The organism is Chitinophaga sp. CF418 (genome assembly GCF_900142925.1).
Lineage (GTDB): Bacteria > Bacteroidota > Bacteroidia > Chitinophagales > Chitinophagaceae > Chitinophaga.
The window spans coordinates 525,611-547,927 of record NZ_FRCN01000003.1; the positions used below are offsets into that span (position 1 = coordinate 525,611).

The following is a 22,317-nucleotide window of genomic DNA, read 5'->3' on the forward strand; positions in this document are numbered from 1 at the left end:
AACGGCTATAAACTAATCATGATTCCGGGGCATTCCTGTAAATGCAAAAGTATCCCAAAGTAATAAGCTACTTGCCTGTTCAATTTAGGATTTTTTAAGGAGATGGCCAGTAAAAAAATGGCTGGACTGCATCATATCTGCGGTATGGGGATAAAACCGGTAAAAAGCTCCCGGGAGGAGCTTTTACACAGCTTCAGGTGTTTGTTCTCTTTCCATCATTTTACGCATGTTCATGACAGCGTAACGCACCCTTCCCAATGCAGTATTAATACCTACATTAACGGTCTGTGCGATTTCTTTAAACGAAAGGTCAGCATAATACCGTAAGATCAGCGCTTCACGCTGTGCTTCCGGCAGGCGGTCGATCAGTACGTGTACAGAAGCATGGGTTTCCCGCGTAATGATGCGGTGCTCCTGGCTGTCCACGTGTCTATAATCATTGTTGGCTAATTCATCCCTGTAGATGAGGGCAAAAGCAGCAGTCTTTTTACGAAAATGGCTGATGCAGCAATTATGGGCTATCCTGACAGCCCAGGCTATAAAGCGGCTGTTGTCCAGGTAATGGCCTTCGTTGAAGGCATTGATGATCTTGATGAATACATCCTGGAAAATATCTTCCGCCAGGCATCGGTCTTTTACCAACAGCATGATAGTTGTAAAGATCCTGTTCTTGTGGCGATGCACAAGCTCCGTAAAAGCACGGTCATTGCCGGATCTGTACAATTTTATGAGTTCTTCATCTGTCAGGTCACAATATCTTTTCATGTCATTATTTTTTAAAAATACCGGGCAATAAAGAAGTTTAAAAAATCGGCCGCCCTGGATAAAGCAGCCATCTTACATGTGGTTTTGATGGAGATGGTCATTAGTAAACTAGTTCTTAAAGCCAAGGAGTGCTTTCACCTCAGCATAGTTGCTCCAGTCGATGTTCTTGCCACGCGCAGCAACATTACCCGGAACAATTACATATCTTACCTGGAATCTCTTGTTACCGTTGATTGTCTGTGTACTTACATTGTAGTTACTGAACAGCAGTAAACCACCGTCGGTCAGTACTTCCCTGATATACAGGTCTCCCTCTAAATAAGGAACAGATGAAATGTTTGGCTGATCAGCAGTAAACAGGTTGAAATATACTTTTACAAAACCTGTGCTCAGCAGTTCAGCATTAATTGCTTCTACGTCCACTCCCCATGCATATTCGCCTGAAGCTGTATCCAGTGCAAATTGTGTATCTATCCAATCTGAATAAGTGATGTTTGCAGATCCTGGATCGCCTTTGTCCCCCTTATCTCCTTTATCGCCTTTTGGACCGTTCGCACCAGCAGCACCTGCAGGACCAGTAGCGCCATCCTTTCCACAGGAAGTGATACCGATCATCAGTGAGAACATACATGCGACAAAGAAGTAGCTGGAAATTCGTTTCATAAGTAAATTGTTTGTTAGTGTTTAATGAAGATGTTTTGTTAAAAATTTATAATCATGTCATTGCATCCTGGCTGCTAAAAATTATTTCTCGGACAGAGATCGCCGTAACGGTTTCCCAGCAGAAAACCAATGAGTACCTCATGTGTGCCCTTGCTGACAGTATTCAATGATGAAGTAGTGTAGTCATAAGAATAACCGATATTCACCGTAGAGCTGATATTCACGCCCAACATGGCTGCAAAGCCGTCTTTGATACGATAGGAAGCCCCCCACCATAAGCGGTCCCTGTACAGGAACTTAGCATTTACATCAAAGCTGACTGGTGCTGCGGTGATCAACCTTACCATCACTGAAGGCAATACACTCACATCATCACTCATCCAAAGCCTGTAGCCTCCCGAGAAAAAAAGGTGCGGCACCAGCTTTCCCCTGTATAGAGAATCACCCACTACTTTACCATTATCATAGGCTATTTCCTGGGGAACGATGTTCTGGACGGCCGCACCTATATAGAAGTCTGCACCGTACAGTAAGAGACCTGCATTCACTTCCGGACGCCACTTGTTCAGCAATGTACTGGAAGCAACCACCGGATCGCCGGGTTGCTGGAATTGCAGCTTAGCAGCGTCTACTGATACGGATTGCATGCCTATGGAGATACCACCACTCACATTCAGACGCGATGACAGCGGAATGTGATGCGCATATGTAGCACTGAACGAAAATCTGTTCAATGGGCCGGTTCTGTCGTTCAGAATGGTCACTCCCATACCCGCGTGAGAAGGCGGTGTGGTGTACTCCTGCCAGTAAGCCCTACCCCTTGGGTTTTCACCTGGAGGCGTCAGACCGGTTACACTGGCCTGTGGGTAATCACTTTTACGAAGAGGACCATGAACGGTTAAGTAAGTCGTAACCGGTGCACCATTCAGACCGGTCCACTGGTGCCGGTGACTTGCCTTTACATCCCAGTAATTCTCAATACCTGCCACAGCAGGATTGATGATGAATGGATTTAGAATGTACTGCGTATAATGCGGCTGTTGCTGTGCATAAATTCCCTGCGATAACAACAACATCAGCAGCAACAACAATGGTTTTCTTTTCATAAGCTTTTGTTTTTAAAGTGGTGTGCGGATAGCTTACTATCTGCCGCTGATGATCCTGAACTCCGTTCTGCGGTTACGCGCACGGCCTTCAGGATTGTCAGATCCGTCAGTATTTGTATTCGGCGCTATCGGACGCGTTGCTGCGTATCCTTTTGCCTGCAGACGGCTGGATTCAATACCCTGGCTTACGAGGTAATCCACACAACTCTTCGCCCTGGCATCAGACAATTTCTCATTCAGATCATTGGAACCTTTGCTGTCCGTATGTGCACTCAGTTCGATCACGATAGCGGGATACTTCTTCAACATCGCTACCAGCCTGTCCAACGATGGGAAAGATGCAGGTTGCAGATAAGACATATTGAAGTCGTAGTAAATATTCTCTAATACAATAGGACCATCTGTTGTTGGTGGCTCAAGCGCAATGATCTGCGGCTCCGGTTTTGGTGCTGGTGGTGGTGGTGGTGGTGGCACTACTTTCTGTAAGGAGAAGAGCTCCAGACAGCAGGCAGCTGCACGGTCGGACGATAGCCAGACATTTTCCAGGATGTTATCCTTACTACCTTTGCTGATGAAATACATATCATCTTTTACAGAGTTCACAGGATAACCGAAGTTCACCGGTGTGCTCCAGGCGCCTGCTGAATCTTTCGCGTAGAAGAAGTCAAAGCCTCCCATACCTACCCTACCATTCGTGGAGAATATCAGCAGATTGGAAGCAGCATGCACATAGGGAGCTTCTTCATTCCAGGCTGTATTGATCACCGGACCAAGGTTCTTTGTAAAGAAAGGTGTTCCTTCTCCGTTCAGTTCCGCTTCCCACAGGTCAAAGCCACCAACACCACCTGGTCTGTCACTGGCGTAGATAAGGCGTTTGCCATCAGGTGTCACAAACGGCTGCTGTGAACTGTAACCAGGTACATTCAATATAGTATCCAGCAATACCGGCTCACTCCAGGTATCACCGCTCTTTTTGCTGCTATAGATGGATGCACTCTTCTTACCCTGTTTCACTGTCCAGCGAGTCATAAAGAGTGTATTACCATCCGGGCTCAATGCGATTACTCCCTGGTCAACATCCTTTGGCTGTGCAATCGCCAGAAGGCTTACCGTATCTGGTTGTCCGGAAGCGTAGTTAGCGCTGTACAGGCGGTTTACAAAGGCATGTCCTTTTGCGCCTTTCTCAGGCCTGGTGGATGTAAATACCAGCACGCTGTCTTTGAACCATACCGGGGCATAGTTAGCGCCAATGGGATTGATCACCTCAGGCGCTTTCTCTACTTTGTACATATTCAGATCGGGCTTGCTCATCTCTGCAATGATGAAGCGGAGATTCTGCAATTCCCTTTGTGCCGTTTCGCGATAGGTATCCTGTTGTGTATATGATTCCAGGAAATACGTGAATGCCTTTTCTGCCAGTTCATGTCTTCCCAGTGCCCGCAAGGCTACTGCATAATGATAAGGGGCCAGCGGGAAAGTTGCTTTATCAAATTCCATTGCCTCTGCATACCAGGGTACAGCTTTGCTGTAATCATGCAACAGACGATAGCTTTCTGCCAGTTTATAGATAGCCTGTTGTTCGCTACTTACTGTTGCCAGTGATTTCTTCGCAGAAGGCTGCGTGTTATAAGGCCGGTATGCTGCATCGCTTACAATCTTCCTGGAACCTGCCAGATATTTTTCGTAATACGGCGCAGCAGAACTATACTCTGCATTCTTGTAGTAATAGTCAGCAGACCTCAGGTAATTATAAGCAACCTGTGCTTTGCTTATTGTTACTGCTGAAAACAGTACTGCTGTAAGAAAGATATGTTTCATGTTTTTCTTTTGATACGTTTGATGGATGAAGGTTCATATTAGAGACGCGGACAAACAAACTCCACTTCCTGTGACCTGAAAAGCTTTCTGCCAATGAAAGTGAGTGACAGTTCAAAACTGTTGGAACCTCTGGCCATCTTGCTCAGCTCAGATGTATTGATATCATAGCTTGCTCCAAGCGTAAAGTTCTTATAGGTAAAACCTGCATGCGTAGATATAGCATCTTTGAACCTGTAGTTCACACCCAGCAATACATCAGTCATAGGGTTTACAAACAGCTGTCCGTAAGCGCCGGCCATCTTCTCTTCCGCGTTGCCCTGTCTCAGGTAAAGCAGGTTAGGCGTTACACTGATCACATCGGTGATAGCCAGTTTCACACCTGCATGACCTGTAAAGCGCATAGGGAAACGGGCATCGCCATTCTTGCTGAACTGATCGGTAGGACGTGTAAGATGTGATACAGAGAACCCTCCAAAGAGGTTATACTTCTTTCCTGGCTCTGCATCGTAATACAGTACACCGGCGCCGGCATCAAATGAAGTAGATGATGTTCTGCTGAAAGCATCACCGCTGGGTGTACCGGGATTGTAACCGGTAATAGGGTTCCACTGATCACCGAAGGTGAGCTTGGAAGCATCGAACTTACGCTGGATCATGCCGAACTGTAAGCCAAACACTACCCTGTGTGTGCCGGCTGCGCCGAAACGGACACCGGTATAAGAAGCACTTCCGTAAGCAGTGGTATAGTTGTAACCACCGTCGCCTGCTTTCTGGTTCAGTACACTGGCGCCAAAGTTGAACTGCTTGTTTGTGGTGAAATCAGCCGCTACACCGTACGTTGAAAACGGATCGCTGATGTTTCCCCATTGATTACGATAGATGGCTGAAATACGATATTGGCCATCAAATGCACCGGTTAAAGCCGGGTTAAGCCATGACGGATACACATAATACTGGGAAAAATGCGGATCGGTCTGCGCTTTTGCTGTATTCCCTGTGAAGATCAGAAAGGGCAATACCAGGATGATAGATAGTATATTTCTCATTTTGGTCGATATTTTTAGAGGTTGTTATAGTAAAATGACCACATACCCGGTCAGTGGTGCAAATCCATTCTTTAGTTTTATGATATAGTAATATGTAGCCTGCGGTAACAGGTGGCCTTTATAAGTACCATCCCATGGCATCTTATAACCTTCCGAATAGTACACACGCTGCCCGTAACGGTTGAACACTTCCACCGTACAATCTGCATACTCAGACAGGTTCGTCAGTTCCCATCTGTCATTTATCTGGTCGCCGTTCGGAGAAAATGCGTTAGGTACTTTTACAGGTTTGAACACTTTCACCGACAGTTCATCCATAGCAGTACAACTTCCTTCTCCAATTGCAGTCAGTGTGTATACCTGGTCTTCCATTGCCTGCAGGGTTGGTCTCAACGCTGTAGGATCAGACAGGCCAGTTGGTGGCGACCAGCGGAATTTCAGTACCGTAGAATCATTGGCAGTGGCGTTAAATGTTACCAGGGTGCCCTGTGGTACAATGAAGGACTGTCCTGCATCTATCACCGGCTGAAGGTACACTACTACATTGCTGGTGAACGGTTCAGATACGCAGCCTGCACCATTGGCTACCACCAGCTGTACAGGATAATCACCCGGCAGACTGTAACGCTTCACCGGATTCCTTTCTGTTGATCCGCTACCATCGCCAAAGGTCCATGCCCATGAAACGATATCGTCATTATCATCTGCACTTCTGTCTGTGAAGACATTGTCAGCACCCTGACACAATGTATCCGGCGCAACAGTGAAATCGGCCTGCGGCTGTGTAAAGAATGTATTCAGCACCTTTTCTTTGGTAGCTGTACAACCATATACTGAAGTAGAGGTCAATGATACTGTGTATGCACCTGCAGTCCGGTAATTGTAAACCGGAGATACTGTTGTAGATACACCTCCATCACCGAAAGCCCATTGATAGGTCAGACCGGCATTATCAGGAATGGTAGACATGTTCGTGAACCTGGCAGTACCTTCCGGCATACATATGCTACCGGGCAAGCCAAAGTCTGTAACGGGTATTGCATGCACTGCTATTGTCTTTGAAGCAGTATCACTGACACAGCCATTATTACTTATTGTTACCAGTTTTACATTGTATGTATCCCAGGCAGTGTAGGTTTTGTTAAAAGGAATATTATCTGTCCGTGTTTCGTTATTACCATCTCCGAAGATCCATTTCCAGGTAGTAATACTACCTGTGGCAACAGTTGACTGATCAGCAAAATTCACAGCCTCTCCCAAACAGATATTCTCGTTGGCAGCGAATGCAGGTTCTGGTTTCGGATGTACAGTAATAGTAGCAGATATAGAATCGGTACAGCCACTCTGTGTGGTAAACACATACCAGACAGTGTGCGTACCTGCTCCTGCAGCCAGCGGACTGAATATACCAGTAGAAGACACACCCGGACCTTTATAAGTACCTGCTCCTGTCACTCCATTTGTTACGCTGCCTTTGGCCACTGATATTACTCTCTTGTCGTTCACACATACTGCAGGCAGCGCTGTGAATGTTAAGCGGGGCTTCAGGTTGAATGTAGCAGACACCGTAGTATCTTTTGTACATCCCCTGGCAGTGGTAACAGTATATTTAATATTATAAGTGCCGAAGTTTGTATAGTTATGTTGCGGATTGGCCACAGCAGCAGTATTGGGGTTCTGCGGCGTAGCATTGGCATCGCCGAAGTTCCAGGCATAAGTGCTGATAGCCTGTCCATCAGGTACGGTCGTTGTACTGTTGAACTGTACAAGACCATCTACCTCCAGGCAGTTGTTCGGATAAGTGAAACCCAATACCGGTTTCGCATTGACCTGTACCTGCTTCTTCACCGTATCACTCACACACAGCTCACTCACCTTCACCACATGCGATACTGTATATGTTCCGAATTTGGAATAATGTGCTGTTTGTGCGGTTGCTTTATCAAGCGACGCAGTAGTATCATTGCCAAAGTTCCAGTACCAGTTCTTCACTGGAGTAGTGCCGCCATAAGTGGACTGGTCCGTCAGGCTAATGCCTCCACCTTCACAAAGTGCGGCAGGCACCGTAGTAAAATCGGCTACTGGTTTTGCTACTACTGCTATCGGAATAATGGTATCTGCCAGACATCCTTCTTTAGAGATCACACTCAGCTGAATATTCTGTTGTCCTACCGGGAACCTGCGCTTCACCAATGCACCACTGTCCTGTATTGCTCCCGGAAAGACCCATTTCCAGCGGTCTATATTATACCCATTGCCGCTGCTGTCGGCCTTAAAGTAAACCGTATCCATTGTACAACCTGTGAAATCAATCTTAAAAGAGGCTGTTGGTTTACGTTTAACATCTACGGTGATCTTCACTTCTTCTTTATGATCACATTTTTCAATACTCGGATGCGTATTGGTAATGGGTATCTGGTAAGTGCCGATCGTACCGAACACATATGTACCCGGTAAAGTATATTTATAATACGGTACGCCATTCACGAGTTCTTCACCTGTAGGCTGAGGATTAGTGAGGGTTACATCAGCATTGGGCGTGATCATGTTGCCCAGCTTGCTGATGTTCCATTGCATTGCAGTCGGCTTGTATGCCAGGAGCACCGACAGTTCTACAGGCGTCTGGGTACAGGTAAATTCGTTCTTATAAGAGGAGGTGTCCTGTTCATTATGAATAACACCTATTACGTTCAGGTTATTAATGAGGGTACCTGCATTGTAACCATAACTTTCCACAGAGCCTAAACCATAGGTAACAGCAGTGAATGCAGAGTCACTTTGTACGATAGCCTGCGCCTGATTGGAATTCCATCTCTTTATAACTACAGAATAACCAGGTTTATTGGGATGCGGAATGGTAACGGTCCATGCGTTCTTCGCACCATCAATCGTCAGTGATTCAGTACCTTTTGTGGGAATGATCATGGTGAGATAGTTCACCCGGATGCTTTCCCTGTTATTCCTGTAAAAACCTATTCTTTTAATAGATTGCTCAACTGGGCTGAGGTATACCATTTCGGGGTCACCATCGCCACCTGTGTTAGGACAGGCGCCGGTAGACGCCATATATTGTGCAATGAGGATAGGTTTATCTGATTCTATATAATCAGGCGTATTACTTTCAAATTCGTAGAATGAATTGCTCTGGAGGCCGGTTAGCTGTTGACCATTACGCTTTACGATCGTTGTAGGATCTTTCACAACCACCTTGTAAGGGTTGGTCATAAAACTACCAGCCGTATTATCTGTAGAAGTAGGTGCGGTGAGGTAACGTTTTCCCCATGCCTGGGAAGGAAAGACCTGCTGAATATTGTTATCCCCACTGGAGCCGAAATTACCGGCACAGGCAATGCTTGTACGGCTACTACCGGAGAACACCGCTATAGGGAAGCAGGTATCATTTGCGTTAGCGATAGACCTTATCGTAGTACCCGTCATTTCGTTGCCGGCAATGCCGCCTAAGGAAGCACCTATCACCTGATAGATCTCTCCCTTATTCAATGTAACCTGAAAAGGCACTCCGGGCAGTTTACCGTTACGGGTCGGTACAGACGGCGTGATCTCTACCCTGGTATTATTATCTTTTGCTACAACAAACATCCAGGAGAAGCAGTCAAAATCATAGCTCTGCTGGCTGTTCAACGATACATAATAGTAGCCCCATGTTTCTTCCGGCATCAGCATAGTAGCACCTGAAGACGCTGATCCGTATATGTGCGCATACGCTACAATGGGTACATCACTCACAATATGGATCCCTTTTTTGGTAAAGAGCCCCTCTCCTCCTGTGCCACCGAAAGCAGGTGGCACTGAATACAACCTGGCATCGAAGGTCCCTGTTTTGGGTATCTGATCGGTAGCGATAACAGTGTTGGCAGGAATGCTGTATGATCTTGTCCAGGTAGTGCCATCTATTGTCACAGTCACATTTGCGGGTTCTTCTGCACTGAGGTACAAGACCATTTCCTGCGAGTTGCCCCTGTTAGGCTCCATAAACTGATGATGGCCATATCCCACCCAGAAGCTTTTACCTTTGTTGGATAAGTTCTGACCATAGGTTTGCAAACAAGTCAGCAGGATGAGCAGTGTAGCTGTCAGGCTGCTGCGGAACAACTTCCTGCTGCCAGTGCCCCCGCCATAAGGCGGAGAGCAATAGCAAGCAAAGAATTGTCTGGTTAAAAGCAATGTCCATTTCTCCATAAAACCATTTTTTATATTACCTCAAGAGGTTGAGCGTACCTTTTCTGTCTACCAGGGTACCATCAGCCAATTTCAGTTTGCAGATGTAGATGTACACACCGGAAGGCTGCGCCTTGCCTTTGTAGCTACCATCCCATCCAAGGTTCTGATTGTTGGATTCGAATATCTTCTCACCCCACTGGTTGAACACCATGAAATGGAGCTCTCTTACCACTGCACCATATACTTTCCATACATCGTTCAATCCATCTCCGTTTGGCGAGAAGCCTGAAGGGATATACACACCGTCAGGTAATGTTTTACCGGTAACTGACTGGGACACTTTATCCTCACAACCGGTAGCTTTCACCAGCAGTGTTACCGACTGCTGTGGTTTAAGACCTCTTATTACATGTTCCAGACCCTGAGCGCCGGAGGAAGGTGTGATCCAGGTAGCGCCATTGTCGGTAGATACCAGGTAGCCTGCTGCTCCGCTGATCTCATTCCAGGTGAAGCGGATCATATCCACACCTATTGAATCTACTTTGAGCACAGGGGTAGCCAGTTGTGGTAATACCAGTAATACTGCAGGTGTACGGGCAAGACCGGCACAACCGCCTTTTGTTGTTTCTACATAGTATACCGCAGGACTCGTAGCATCTTTTATTTCAAGTGCAGCACCTGCTTTGATCAATGCACCACCTGTAGCGGCATTATACCAGTTGTACGAAGCATTCGGATCAGGGTTCTTTACTGAGAATGTAGCATCAGTATGCGCACATATCCTCAGTGTATCGGCATTGAGCGTAGCTGCTACCGGTTCATTCACTTCGATTGTTTTCACTGTATCGCCCACACAACCATCTTTTGTGATAACCTGCAGTTCTTCGGTGTAGCTACCGGCAGCTGCATATTGTTTGGTCACGCTGCGGGTATTGGCCGTAGTGCCATCGCCAAACTTCCACTCCCATTTGGTGATCGCTGCGTTATTCTCAGTAACTGCTGTTCCGTTGAATACAGCGATATCGCTGATACATCCGTTGTAATTGATAGAGAAGTCGACCAGTGGCGCAGCTATCACTTTCACACTCAGGTAAGTGGTGATACTGTTATCACAGCTGGCGATATCAGGATTAGTCACTTTCACAGGTATCTGGTAAGTACCAGGGGCAGTGAATGTATAATCAGCAGCGATCTCATACTTGTAGTAAGTCTGACCGTCGATCAACAGTGTATCCACAGGTACCGGATTGTTTGTCACCACATCTGTAGCAGGCTGCAGGTTAGCTACCTGGCTCAGTTGCCATGTCAGTGTAGCAGGCACCATTGGCAGCAGTGCAGTAAGGCGGAACGGTGTCTTAGCACAGGTATAAGTGCTCTTATTGCCTGTTCCGTTGTGTACGTTGGTGATGGCTGGCTGCACATTCAGGTTCCTGATCTGCATACCTACGTTATAGGCATAGCTCACGTCATTACCAAAACCATAAGTGATAGCGGTAAAGGCAGAATCACTCTTGATAGTGCTCAGGGCATCACCTGCGCTCCAGCGTTTCGTGATCACTACATAGTTTGGTCTGTTCGCATGATTGAAGGAGTAGCTGAAATTGTTATTACCATCTATCAGCAGGGAGTTCAGACCTTGTTTATGAATAACGAGGGTGATGAAGTTGTACTGTACACCGGCTTCATTATTACGGTAGAAGGTTGCTTTCTTAATTGCCTGTTCTACCGGCGTCAGGTACACCATGTCTACATCTCCACCCGCCGGATTGCTGCAGGAACCGTCGAGAGTGAAGTATTGCGCTACAGTCACCGGTTTGTCTGCCACGATATAATCGGCTGTCTTGCTTTCAAATTCGTAGTAGCTGTTGTTGATCAGACCAGTCAGCGGTGTATTATTTCTTGTCACCACTGTAGCAGGATCTTTCACCAGTACACGATAGATATTTGTCATCAGGCGTACAGGATCGGCCATACCGGAAGCAGGCGCTGTCATGAAGGTTTTACCCCATGATTGTACCGGCTGGTTCTGCTGTACCACATTATCGCCGTCAGTACCGAATCCACCTGTACCTCCGCAACCGAAACCGCTGTGACTATTACCAGAGAATACAGCTACCGGATAACATTTACCATTTGCGTTCTGTACTGCGCGGACAATGCTACCGGATAGATCATTGCCTTCACTCAGGTCTTTCATTGCACCTAACACCTGGTACACCTCACCTCTGTTCAGTGTTACGGTGAACGGCTGACCAGCTGCGTGTCCGCCGACTGTTGCCTGCGATGGGGTGATCTCTACTACAGAGCTGTCATTATCTGCAATGATATAGAACCAGGAGAAGGAATTAGCGTCAGCTAGCTGGTGGGCTGACATCGGACGGTATTCATATCCGTAGGTGCCTACAGGCATCAGCAAGGTAGCACCTGCTGTTTGCCAGCTGTACTGGTGTGCGTATGCTGTGATCGGCGCGTCACTCTCGATACTGATACCGAAAGGATATAAACCTTCACCTGTGAGACGGGCATCGCTCAGCCCTGATTTAGGTATCATATCAGTAGTCAGAGCAGTATTGGCAGGTACCAGGTAATCTTTACCCCATGCTGTACCGTTTACTTTCACTACTACATGTGCGTCTGTTTGTCCGGCTACCAGGTAGAGGGCGAGATTCTGATCATTATTTGTCATAAAAGACCTGTCGTGACCATAAGCTACCCAGAAACGGGTGCCAATATTAGAAGTATCTGCACCGGCAGGGCCTGAATGTTCGAATATCAGTTCACCTCTCAGGCCGGTGAATTTGTCGAGATATTGTAAGGCCGTATCAGCAATGATATTCCTCGCCACATCTACTGTACTGCTGTCATTGATGATCCAGGTATTGGCAGCATCTGTTCTGCCCAGGCGGATGTTCTTTTCCCTATCGAGATAACCCAGCCAGGAATCCACATAGAACTGTTCCAGGTTGAATTTATATGCACCGCCACCAGTTACATCCACATCTGTATAGAAGTACATGAACTGTGTACCCTGAGCCAGGTTTGGCGGCACTACACCGGAGTAGCGTTTCAGGGTGATGCCTGTTGGCACGGCGGTGTTAGGATCCCAGGTGATCTTCGCTACAGTATCGGAACCATAGAGGAACTGCTGGGTAATACCAGGGGCCGGTGTAGCAGGAATAGCCTGCAGTACAGTCGGTTGTGCCGTTGGCAGGAATTCATAAGCTCCCATGTCAGGCACACCAGCTGTCAAGGTAACAGGTCTGTTCTGTTTGTTGATATCATGATCATTACCTGGTATCTGTACACCGCGGCCATGGATAGCCCATACATCCGGGTTGGTCAGTTCAGGTTCCAGTGTGGTTGTACTTGCAAAGGCAGGTTTATATACAATGGAACTGATATCCAGGTCAGAAGCGGCGATCCAGTCTGTCAGATTATCATAATCATCACTTGTACCACTTCTTGATATCAGTACTGTACCTGTTGTATAATAAGTATTATAATCGCTGTTGATAAATTCACTGAACACAAATTCTGCTGCCACACCACCACCTTCATTGGTGAAGATATTGTTACGCAGCTTCACATTGCCTTCAGTAGCGTTCGTATGAGAGAAGTATCCCGCTACATTGGCGCCCACCGCTGTGGAAGCGTTGTATACGGAGTTGTTATAGTAGTTGATATTATTACCCTGGTTACTGTACAGGCCATAGGCTACCGCACCTGTCGTCTTCACACTGATCACGTTGTTCACAGTTGTGTTGTAGTTAGACGAGTTGTTTGTCAGTCCCCAGATCATTCCGGTATTGCCTGTCACGGCTACTATTTTATTCGCTTCCACCAATCCGGTAGCAGCAGCAGAAGCCTGGCATTCGTGTAAGGCCATGCCCCATACGTTACCGCTGGTGTTGCTGATAGTAACAGTGTTGTTGTTTACCCTGTAAGCAGTATCGCCATGATTCAGTACGATGCCATAAGCAGCAGCAGCCAGCGGATCTTTGATATCAATTTCGTTCTTTGTCACGACCGGACGGGTCACGTTATTGATATTGATACCGCTTGCATAGATACCGCTTACCTTGTTGCTGTCTATTACCAGACCACGCACCTGCTCTACGTCGGAAGGACCGGAGAAGTGAATACCGCTGGCGCCATTCTTAATGGTATTGCCAATGATAGCGATATTACCACCTCTGAAGTCTTCTGCAAACACACCTACTGCATCGGTATTATCCACTGTTACAGCAGGAACATTGATCGTGTTGTTCAGCAGGCTGTCTTTGATAGCTGTACCGTCAAATACCACTGCACGTCCGTTTGTAGCGTTGCTGGCAGCGATAGTGATATTCTTGTAGGTAATATAGCTGGCGCTGTCAAGCTTCAGCACATAGTTATTCGCAGCAGTACCTGCAAAGGTCAGTGTAACCGAAGCAGGATTACCATTCTGACTACGGAAGGTCACACGGCTGGTATCTGATGCACCAGGTATCCTGTGCATGTATACCTGTTCTGTATAAGTACCCGGCACTACGTCAAAGATCACTTCACCGGCAATACCACATTCCATAGCAGTTACCGCTGATTTGAAGGAAGCAAAGTTCCTGCTGCCTGTACCGGTCGGGTTAATGGTATAGATACCCTTGATGAGCGGCTGGTTCATGTTTACTGAAGTCAGCACGGACCATGCTGTATCTGTATTGCTACATACCAGCTGGCAACGGAAGTAGTTGTTAGCGCCCAGCTCTGTTTTAAATGCAGGGATATAAGCTGTATCACTGATATTTACCCATGGGCCGGTAGCGGAGTAAGAAGCCTGCCACTGATAGGTCAGTTTACCAGCTGTAGTATTATCTATCAGGTTAAGCGATATCATTGTACCCATACAGATACCTGAGCTGGGATTTACCACTGCTTTACCTGCGTTGATAGGCGTCTGGCAAAGCGGCATGCTTATTTCATAAGCGCCCACGTCTGGTGTAGTTGCACTTCTTGGCGTACCAAGGATGTCAATAGCAATACCTTCCGGAGTACCCGTATTATCCATCTTATAGAATAAAGGAGACAGGTTACCACCGGCCAGGTCCGTATAGATAGGATCATAGTCTGTAGCAGAAGTATCCTGCCCTGTAGCTGTTTTCCAGTCGGCCAGCGTCTTGCGCTCTCCGTTGAAGTAACCGGTATAGTTTTCTGTACCACCGGCTTTTACAAAGTAGTTATTGTTCTGATGGGAAACAGTTCCGCCAGACACGTAGATAGCATATTTTAGTCCTGTTCCTGTACTGGTGACAGTAATATTGTTGTTTGTAAATTTCACATTATCGCTGAAGCTCAGGTACGCTCCCGTCGCGGCCTGCCAGGTCGAAGAACCTCCGTCACGGTCAATTGATACTGTATTATGCGTAACTACTATATTATCGGAGAAATACAGATAGATGCCGTTACGGGTAGTAGTACTGTTCAGGTTATACACAATGTTATTAACCACAGTATCTGGTTTATTATCGCTAACAGTCAGATTATTGAGTGCAATACCATAGTAAGAATAATCGTCTGCCTGCGGTGTACCATCTGACACGTTGTTACGGGCAATTTTAAGTGCATCAGCGCGTCCGCCGATAGAGATACCATATACACTCCAATCGCCGTTCTGACGGGTTGGACGGTCCATTGTATTCTCACCTATCAGGGTATTGCTACTGTACCTCAATTTGATACCGGTGCTGTAATAATCCAATACCTTATTTCCGGTCACAACGTTGTTCTTTGTCACACCATTATTGATACCTGTCAGGGTGATACCGTAGTACCCGCCGGTAACTCTATTCTTACTGAACACGTTGGCATCGCACCAGTTGTTGCCGGTTGAATTATCTGCATCCTGATCAGAAGAACTGACAACGATACCATTATATTCAGTACCCGTTGCATCAGCTTTTGTAATGATCTCACACCTTGTAATGGTATTGCTGTCGGCATGATTGAACAGCTGCACACCATAACCATAAGCGCCTGTACCCGTTGCATCTATTCTCAGACTATCGAACGTGATATGATCTGCTTTACGCAGTTTGATCACCGCTCTGTCAGTAGTATTATCACCGCTGAAATGGATGGTATTGCCGTTACCATTGAAAGTGATGGTATTGATTGCGGAAGTACCCGGAATAGAATCCAGTATCAGCTGTTCTTCATAAGTTGTACGGCCGGCAACTACGTTAAAGATCACCGGACCGGTAATACCGCACTGCATGGCTGCTTTGGCAGCATTAAAGCTCACAAAGTTGGTGGCGCTGGCAGGGGAGTTTTTGTCTATCGTGTAAGTATTGCCTGGCAATGCATTATTCACTGTCAGTAACACAGGCGCTGAATAGCTGGTAGTCACACCACATGTCAGCGCAGCCCTGTAATACAGCGTGCTTGTTGCGGTGATAGTACTGTCAGCATATTCAGATGGTGAGCCCAGGTTTGTATAAGGGCCTGCGGCGGTAGTGGAATATTGCCACTGATAGGTCTGTGACAGCCCCATCGTGTTGCCCGTCAGACTTAATACTACCTGGTTACCCGCGCACACCACCGGCTTGCTGACCTGCGCAGTACCACCTGTAGGAGGCGTTACGCAGGGAGGAGGTGTGAACTCATATGCTCCCAGGTCGGGCGCACTCAGGTTACGCGATGCATTATTGATGTCTATGGCCACATTCACCACCGCACCTCTGTTGTTCAACATAGCGCTGGTAGCGGAATAGTTACCTCCGACAATATCCTGGTAGAAAGGATTTACTGCAAAGGAGTTTGCATCCTGCTGGCTGGCCGTCTGCCATTCACTCAAGGTCGGTAGGTTCTTTTCATAGAAGCCTGTATACTTATTGGTTGCCAGCGGATTGATAAAGATGTCGTTCTTATCAGAGATAACATCACTTGTAGGATAGGCAGTACCGAAGTAAATACCGTATTGTGAGATATTCGATGTTCCTGTCAGTGTAATGATGTTATTGATAAACTCCACCCCTGCAGCAGAAGAGCTCTGGTTGTAACCAGCTATTCTTGAAGAGGAGGTATTCGTGGTAGATGTACCATCCATCGAGATGGTATTATGATAGATCCTTACGTTACTGGAGCCGTTATTATAGATACCATAACGAACGCCATTACCGTTCAGACCGTAGATCAGGTTGTTGGTCACTTCATTTTCCAGGCCAGATATTGTGCTCACATTTTCCAGCAGAATGCCATAGAAAGCAGAAGTACTGGTGAGGGCGCCACCGAATGGATTACTGATCCGGTTACCGTCTATTATCACTTTCGTACTCAGATCTGAGAGGCCGATGGCTGTAAAGGTGGTGACACTGGAACGTGTTCCCCTGCTAAAAGTGTTATTCTTTATGATGGCGTTAAATGCTCCGTGTACATACACACCTCTGTTATAAAACTCGCTGATCTTGTTATTCAGGATCTTATTCCGCTGGTTAGCCACGGTGGAGTTACCTACCAGGGTAATGCCGTAATAACCGCCTGTGATGGTATTATAACTGAAAGTATTGTCATCACAACTGGCGGCACCCCGGCCAACAGGGTCCGTATCAGAAGCACTAACTACGATACCGGCATAGGAAGAGGAAGTAAGCGTCTGCTGTATAGGAATAACGCAGCTATCGATCGTGTTAAAGTCTGCATCATTGATCAGCTGAACTCCGAAGCCCCATTGGGACGAGGTAGTCCCTTTCGGTACTATCTTCAGGTTATTAAAACTAAAGTAATCCGCACCATTCAGCTTGATCACGGCAGACTCTGTCTGTTTTGTAGGAAGATAGGTAATGGTCTGACCAGCACCGTTGAACGTGATCGTGTTTATAGCAGAAGCACCGCTTACTGGTGCGATGATCAATTGTTCATCATATGTACCACTGCCTGGTGCTACGTTAAATACTACAGGGCCATCTATACCGCATTTGATATAGTCATAAGCAGCATTGAATGAAGTAAAGTTACCGCTACCGGCCGGGGAAGTTTTGTCAATGGTGAACCAGCCGTGTATGAGCGCCGGGCTTACTACCTGTACAGCAGTAGAGTTATCACTGCTGCCGCTACCAGTACAAGTTACCACACAGCGGTAGTAGGTGCTCGCGGCCTGCGTTCTGTTCAGGAAAGCAGTATTGGCGCCTGGAATATCTGTCCAGTTTGTATTATCAGCAGAAGATTGCCACTGGTAGGTCAGTCCTGTAGCGGCTGTATTTCCTGTAAGACTCAGTGTAAAACTGTTGCCTCCGCACACATTTACTGCCGTAGTAGCAGTAGTACCTGCTTCCGGTACACCGGCACAGGCAGCAGCCGGTGTATAGTTTAGTATAATGTCAGGACGGGTGGTCATCGTGCCGGAGTTACTGGTAGTAGCAGTACCACAGAGGCTGCCCAGACCATCAGACCTGTATGTATGAGAACCATTAAAACTCAGTCCTGTTGTCCATCTTACACTAGGGTTCCCTGTAAATCCACTGCCTCCATTACAAACTTCCACTAACAGGTTATCTGTACCGTTCCAGAAGAAGGTAGGTAATATCGGAAAACTATTTACGCCTGTAACCACCTGATAATTCACGGGGCCAAATACAGCATTGCCGGAAGGCTCCCAGACATTGCCGTCCAGGGTGGTCTTTGCAGTAGTAGCGATCTTAATGGCATACCCGTCTATAATACTGGCGGAGTTCACACTATTGACAGTGAACTTCACTGCGTTGATGAACCCCGGCTGCATACCTGCAGCTATCAGTTCACTGGCCCGGTACAGATACTGCGCCCTGGAGCCTTCATAATAGTCCTGTAATGGGCAGGGATATGCTGAACTGCCATTGGCCCCGCTATTGGCCCCAATCGTGATATCTATCTGTGCGGAAAGCGGCAGAACAGATAACAACAGTATGACCAGGTATAAAGAAGCCTTATATAATACAGAAACAGGCTGATTTTTCATGGCTGTTTGTTTTAAATATTTCTTTCTTGGATGAATGATAGGGTGACGATATTATTGTTGCCAGCTGATCCAGCTACGGGCATCCTTTACATTCACCATATCAAAGGAACTATTGCCTGTCTGCACAAAATAGAATCCTTCACTTTCCTGGTATTTGGTAACGATAAGACTCATAGTAGCAGCAGCTGCATCGGGGATCTCTCCCCAACCTCCGCCGGGATAAGCGAAAGTGGCAGTGCCATTGGATTTGAATGTGGGTGAAAAAGCCGGACCATAGGCATAACCCTCCGGTACGATACCGGCAAAGTCATATCCTTCACCATAATTGGGGTAATAAAACATAAAACTGAAACCTGCAATACTGGTCACATTGTAAGCGTCATCCACACCATTGACATGGAATCCTGTTGTAGAGACCCAGTAAGAGCCTGTTGATGCAGCCTGGTTGTACCAGCGTTGTCCTGCGGTCAGATCTACCACCAGAGGTTTAATTACACCGGTGATGATAGCTGTATTTTCACCTGCTTTCAATGTCATCTTTTGTCCGGCAGCATCCCACTTTATATCTTCAAGTGAGGAAAAGGTAAGGGCGCCATCACGGAAGGGGGTTGAGAATGAAATACCGTTACCGTCGAAGTAATAATTGACTGAAATGGTCTTTACACCATTAGCGTCAGGACGTACGAAACTGATCTGGCGATACAGCTTGTCAACATAGATATCATACTTGTTGTTATCTATTGTCAGCTGTTTGAAATAAGTAAGGAACCGGGAAATGTTGTTGAACTCCCAGTTCCGTTTTTTATCGTAATAATCCTGTGCCTCCTTGGAGGTAGCTTTAACGAGAACGGCCTTGCTGCCATTCAGACGTCCTGTAAGTTTTATGGTGTCGCCATAGATACCATCTATAGCAAATTCAAAGTCAGAGAACAATCCTTTTCCATAATACCCCCCATTCTTACTGGCATCGGGATCACAGAGCACATGGATATAGGAATAAGTGTCAAACAACAGGCATGGCTGTTGCAGTGATTTCAGACGGAAACTGCTCTGTCTTACCGTAACGGAAGACAAAGAGTCGAAGTCTGAGAACATATCCACCCTGTTGGCAGTGTCAAACTTGAAGTAGAAGCCGAATGCCGTAGAGGGTAAACCGGAAGGATATACAAACGCCCTCCAGCCGTAGGGAGCACCTGTCAACGCATCATTATATGCTGCCAGCGTTTCATTGATCCTGGTGTCCGGAGATTTATCAAAAACATCGTCGTACTTCCGGCAGGAAGCAATTGTAACGATAATCAGTAAAAGATATAATGATAGATTTTTTCTCATAAGGAGTTCGAAATTGATCTGGTTGATATAGCCTTAGTACAGCAGTTGTACAATAGATTTTCTGGTATTGTCCTGCAGACTGTAAAAATCAATGTTGTAAGACGCTTTGAAATAGTTTACCACCATCGCTTCTTTCTGTCTTAACCTGTCTTTGGCCTGGGCCTGGGAAGAGCCGTTTACGCTGTATCCTTCCGGAATGCTGTTCACGATCCTGTCAAAACCTGCCTTTCCTTCTATCAGCATCATGGCGATCATTTCAACGAAGTCTTCACTTTCATTGGACATGGCATAAGCTGTTACGAAGCCGTCTTTACGGGCATCCGCATCAGCGATGTTATTCCAGTTACCGGTATAATAACCTGCGCAGATCTTCTTAAACTCAGGAGGGTACATCTTTGTCTGATGGAGGATGTGACCAAATTCATGTTCGATAACATGGAAGATCTGTTTCACATTTGCGGTATCTCTTTTTGTATAGCCAGGCATCTCTTTTGTACGGAAATCGTTCAGCAGGTACATCACTACTTTACGGCCTCCCTCAGCAGTACCGAGTGTGATGGTGCCATTGTCATTCCAGCTGGCGCTGCCCGACAGGATGAAGAATTTAGGGCTGTATTTCTTGAAGAAAATTTCACCGGCTGCATTGATGTAATTATCAATCCACACCTTCTTGATAGCCCTGATAGCAGGGATCACCACTTCTTCTTTCGGTGGCACCAGTGTTTTGGTCACATCAAATTCAAACTGGTCCCATTTGTATTTCACTTCAATGTTGTAAGGAACAGTCATTGTATCATGCAACCAGGCATCTAAAGATCCCGGAACCCAGGTATCGCCACCCAGGCCCGGGATGTCTTGCACACCACTGAGATCATCATCTTCTTTTGAGCAGGCAGCCAATACCACCATCGCAAACAGGAAGAAGAATATTTTTATGTGTTTCATATATATGCTTTCTTTTTTTGTAAGGGTTGAGATTACCTGGGATTCAGCGCTATACCGGAGGTAGTGGCCGATAAAGGGATCTGTAACAGGCGGCGTTTGTCATCTGCCTGCAACACCATCTGCTCACCTTTGTCCGTATAATGCGTCACAGATGCCTTATAGCGCTGAATGTCAAACCAACGGTGCCCTTCCTGTACGAATTCAGCACGTTTGAAGTCAAGTATAGTCTGTAACAAACCGGTCTTTACATCCTGGATGTTATAGTAATTTCTAATCTTCGTAGTGGTGATACGGTGTGTAGAAACATTGTAATTGTTGACACGTTTGCTGGCGAACAGGTTCAGATCTGCCAACGCTTCAGTATTGTTGCCCAGGTAAGCATTGGCTTCCGCCCTGTTGAACAATACTTCTTCTGTTGTGAACAGCGGCACCATTACATAAGGATCACCGATCGTGGCGTTCACTGATGCCTTTACAAAGTATTCTGTCAGCTTAGGTATGAAGTAATCCCTGGTGCCATAGTAGTACAATGGATAAACAAAAGCGCCACCTGTTACATTACTGCCCAGTATCTGCTGCTCTATGTTGTAGGTCAGACCGTATCTGTACAACGCCACATACCGTCCATACAGCGATTGCGTTTCTACCAGCAGCAGGTTTGCTTTCTCTGAAGCATTGGCGTAGGTATCGCGGATCACTGCCGGGGTCATTGTTTTATAAGTAGTATTCCATGGACGCATATTGCTGGCCACGTCATTGTTGGGGAACGCCTTGCTGGCATATTCCACTACTTTCTGATAATCTTTCTTAAAGAGATAGAACCGCGTAGCGAAGGCATAAGTAGCAGACTTATTGAAATGATAACGTGGCACAGCATAGTTGTCATCTCTGATCAGCTGCATACCTGCCAGCAGGTCTTTTTCTATCATATCGTAAGTGTAAGCCACCGTCTTACGCTCATATTGTTTCATCACCACTTTTTCAGGTTCCGTTACATAAGGAATACCCGGATCATTGGAAGCCGTTGTTGCATCGTAGAATTTGGAGAAGAAAGTCACCAGCATAAAGTGCGCATATGCCCTGGCTACCAGCGCCTCTCCTTTCTGTGCGGAGTAACGGCTTGTATCTGCCGCTGCCTCACATGCTTTCAGTGCATTATTGGCGGCAGCAATAGCGGTATAACATGCCTGCCAGTAGTATTCAGGGGAATCCTGTTCTGTGGCTGATACGTCATTGAAGAAATAAGGATCCAGGTTGGTCCTGTCGGTTACACCCGCACCTTTGTCTTCCACATTATCGCTCATTGCTTCTGCAAAAACTATATAGTTGGCCTGCGGATAGGCAGTACCCAGCAGCTGTGACACCTTTGCAGGTGTATTCAGTTCTGTCCAGCTGCTATCCGGAGATTTGTCAAGGTATTTATTACATCCGGCTATGGTTATCAAACACCCTCCTATGATTGCTACCCGTGTGAAAAATTTCGTCATAACCA

The 22,317-nt window shown here is 46.5% G+C and carries 10 protein-coding genes; all 10 read right to left on the bottom strand.

All coding sequences use genetic code 11. The annotated features are described in order from the left end of the window. Positions 1-183: 183 nt before the first annotated feature. Positions 184-765: an RNA polymerase sigma factor gene (locus F3I09_RS09745; RefSeq protein ID WP_149694842.1), complete on the bottom strand. Its 582-nt coding sequence runs from the start codon at positions 763-765 to the stop codon at positions 184-186. Between the two features lie 108 nt (positions 766-873). Continuing rightward, positions 874-1,428, bottom strand: a complete 555-nt coding sequence (locus tag F3I09_RS09750; protein WP_149694843.1) for a hypothetical protein — start codon at positions 1,426-1,428, stop codon at positions 874-876. A 74-nt stretch (positions 1,429-1,502) separates the two neighbouring features. Next, positions 1,503-2,534, bottom strand: a complete 1,032-nt coding sequence (locus F3I09_RS09755) for a type IX secretion system membrane protein PorP/SprF (RefSeq protein ID WP_149694844.1) — start codon at positions 2,532-2,534, stop codon at positions 1,503-1,505. Positions 2,535-2,570: 36 nt separating this feature from the next. Continuing rightward, positions 2,571-4,352, bottom strand: coding sequence for an OmpA family protein (locus F3I09_RS09760; RefSeq protein WP_149694845.1), 1,782 nt, complete (start codon positions 4,350-4,352; stop codon positions 2,571-2,573). A 38-nt stretch (positions 4,353-4,390) separates the two neighbouring features. Beyond that, positions 4,391-5,398, bottom strand: coding sequence for a PorP/SprF family type IX secretion system membrane protein (locus F3I09_RS09765; RefSeq protein ID WP_149694846.1), 1,008 nt, complete (start codon positions 5,396-5,398; stop codon positions 4,391-4,393). Between the two features lie 24 nt (positions 5,399-5,422). Beyond that, on the bottom strand, positions 5,423-9,598 hold the full coding sequence (locus F3I09_RS09770; protein ID WP_149694847.1) for a PKD domain-containing protein: 4,176 nt from the start codon (positions 9,596-9,598) through the stop codon (positions 5,423-5,425). A 16-nt stretch (positions 9,599-9,614) separates the two neighbouring features. After that, the gene (locus F3I09_RS09775) at positions 9,615-18,548 is read right to left on the bottom strand and encodes a gliding motility-associated C-terminal domain-containing protein (RefSeq protein WP_149694848.1); all 8,934 of its coding nucleotides are present in this window, start codon (positions 18,546-18,548) and stop codon (positions 9,615-9,617) included. 51 nt (positions 18,549-18,599) lie between these two features. After that, complete coding sequence (locus F3I09_RS09780; RefSeq protein WP_149694849.1) at positions 18,600-19,880, bottom strand: DUF4302 domain-containing protein; 1,281 nt, start codon at positions 19,878-19,880, stop codon at positions 18,600-18,602. A 33-nt stretch (positions 19,881-19,913) separates the two neighbouring features. Then, on the bottom strand, positions 19,914-20,825 hold the full coding sequence (locus F3I09_RS09785; RefSeq protein WP_149694850.1) for a putative zinc-binding metallopeptidase: 912 nt from the start codon (positions 20,823-20,825) through the stop codon (positions 19,914-19,916). Positions 20,826-20,857: 32 nt separating this feature from the next. Then, on the bottom strand, positions 20,858-22,312 hold the full coding sequence (locus tag F3I09_RS09790; RefSeq protein WP_149694851.1) for a RagB/SusD family nutrient uptake outer membrane protein: 1,455 nt from the start codon (positions 22,310-22,312) through the stop codon (positions 20,858-20,860). Positions 22,313-22,317: the final 5 nt, after the last annotated feature.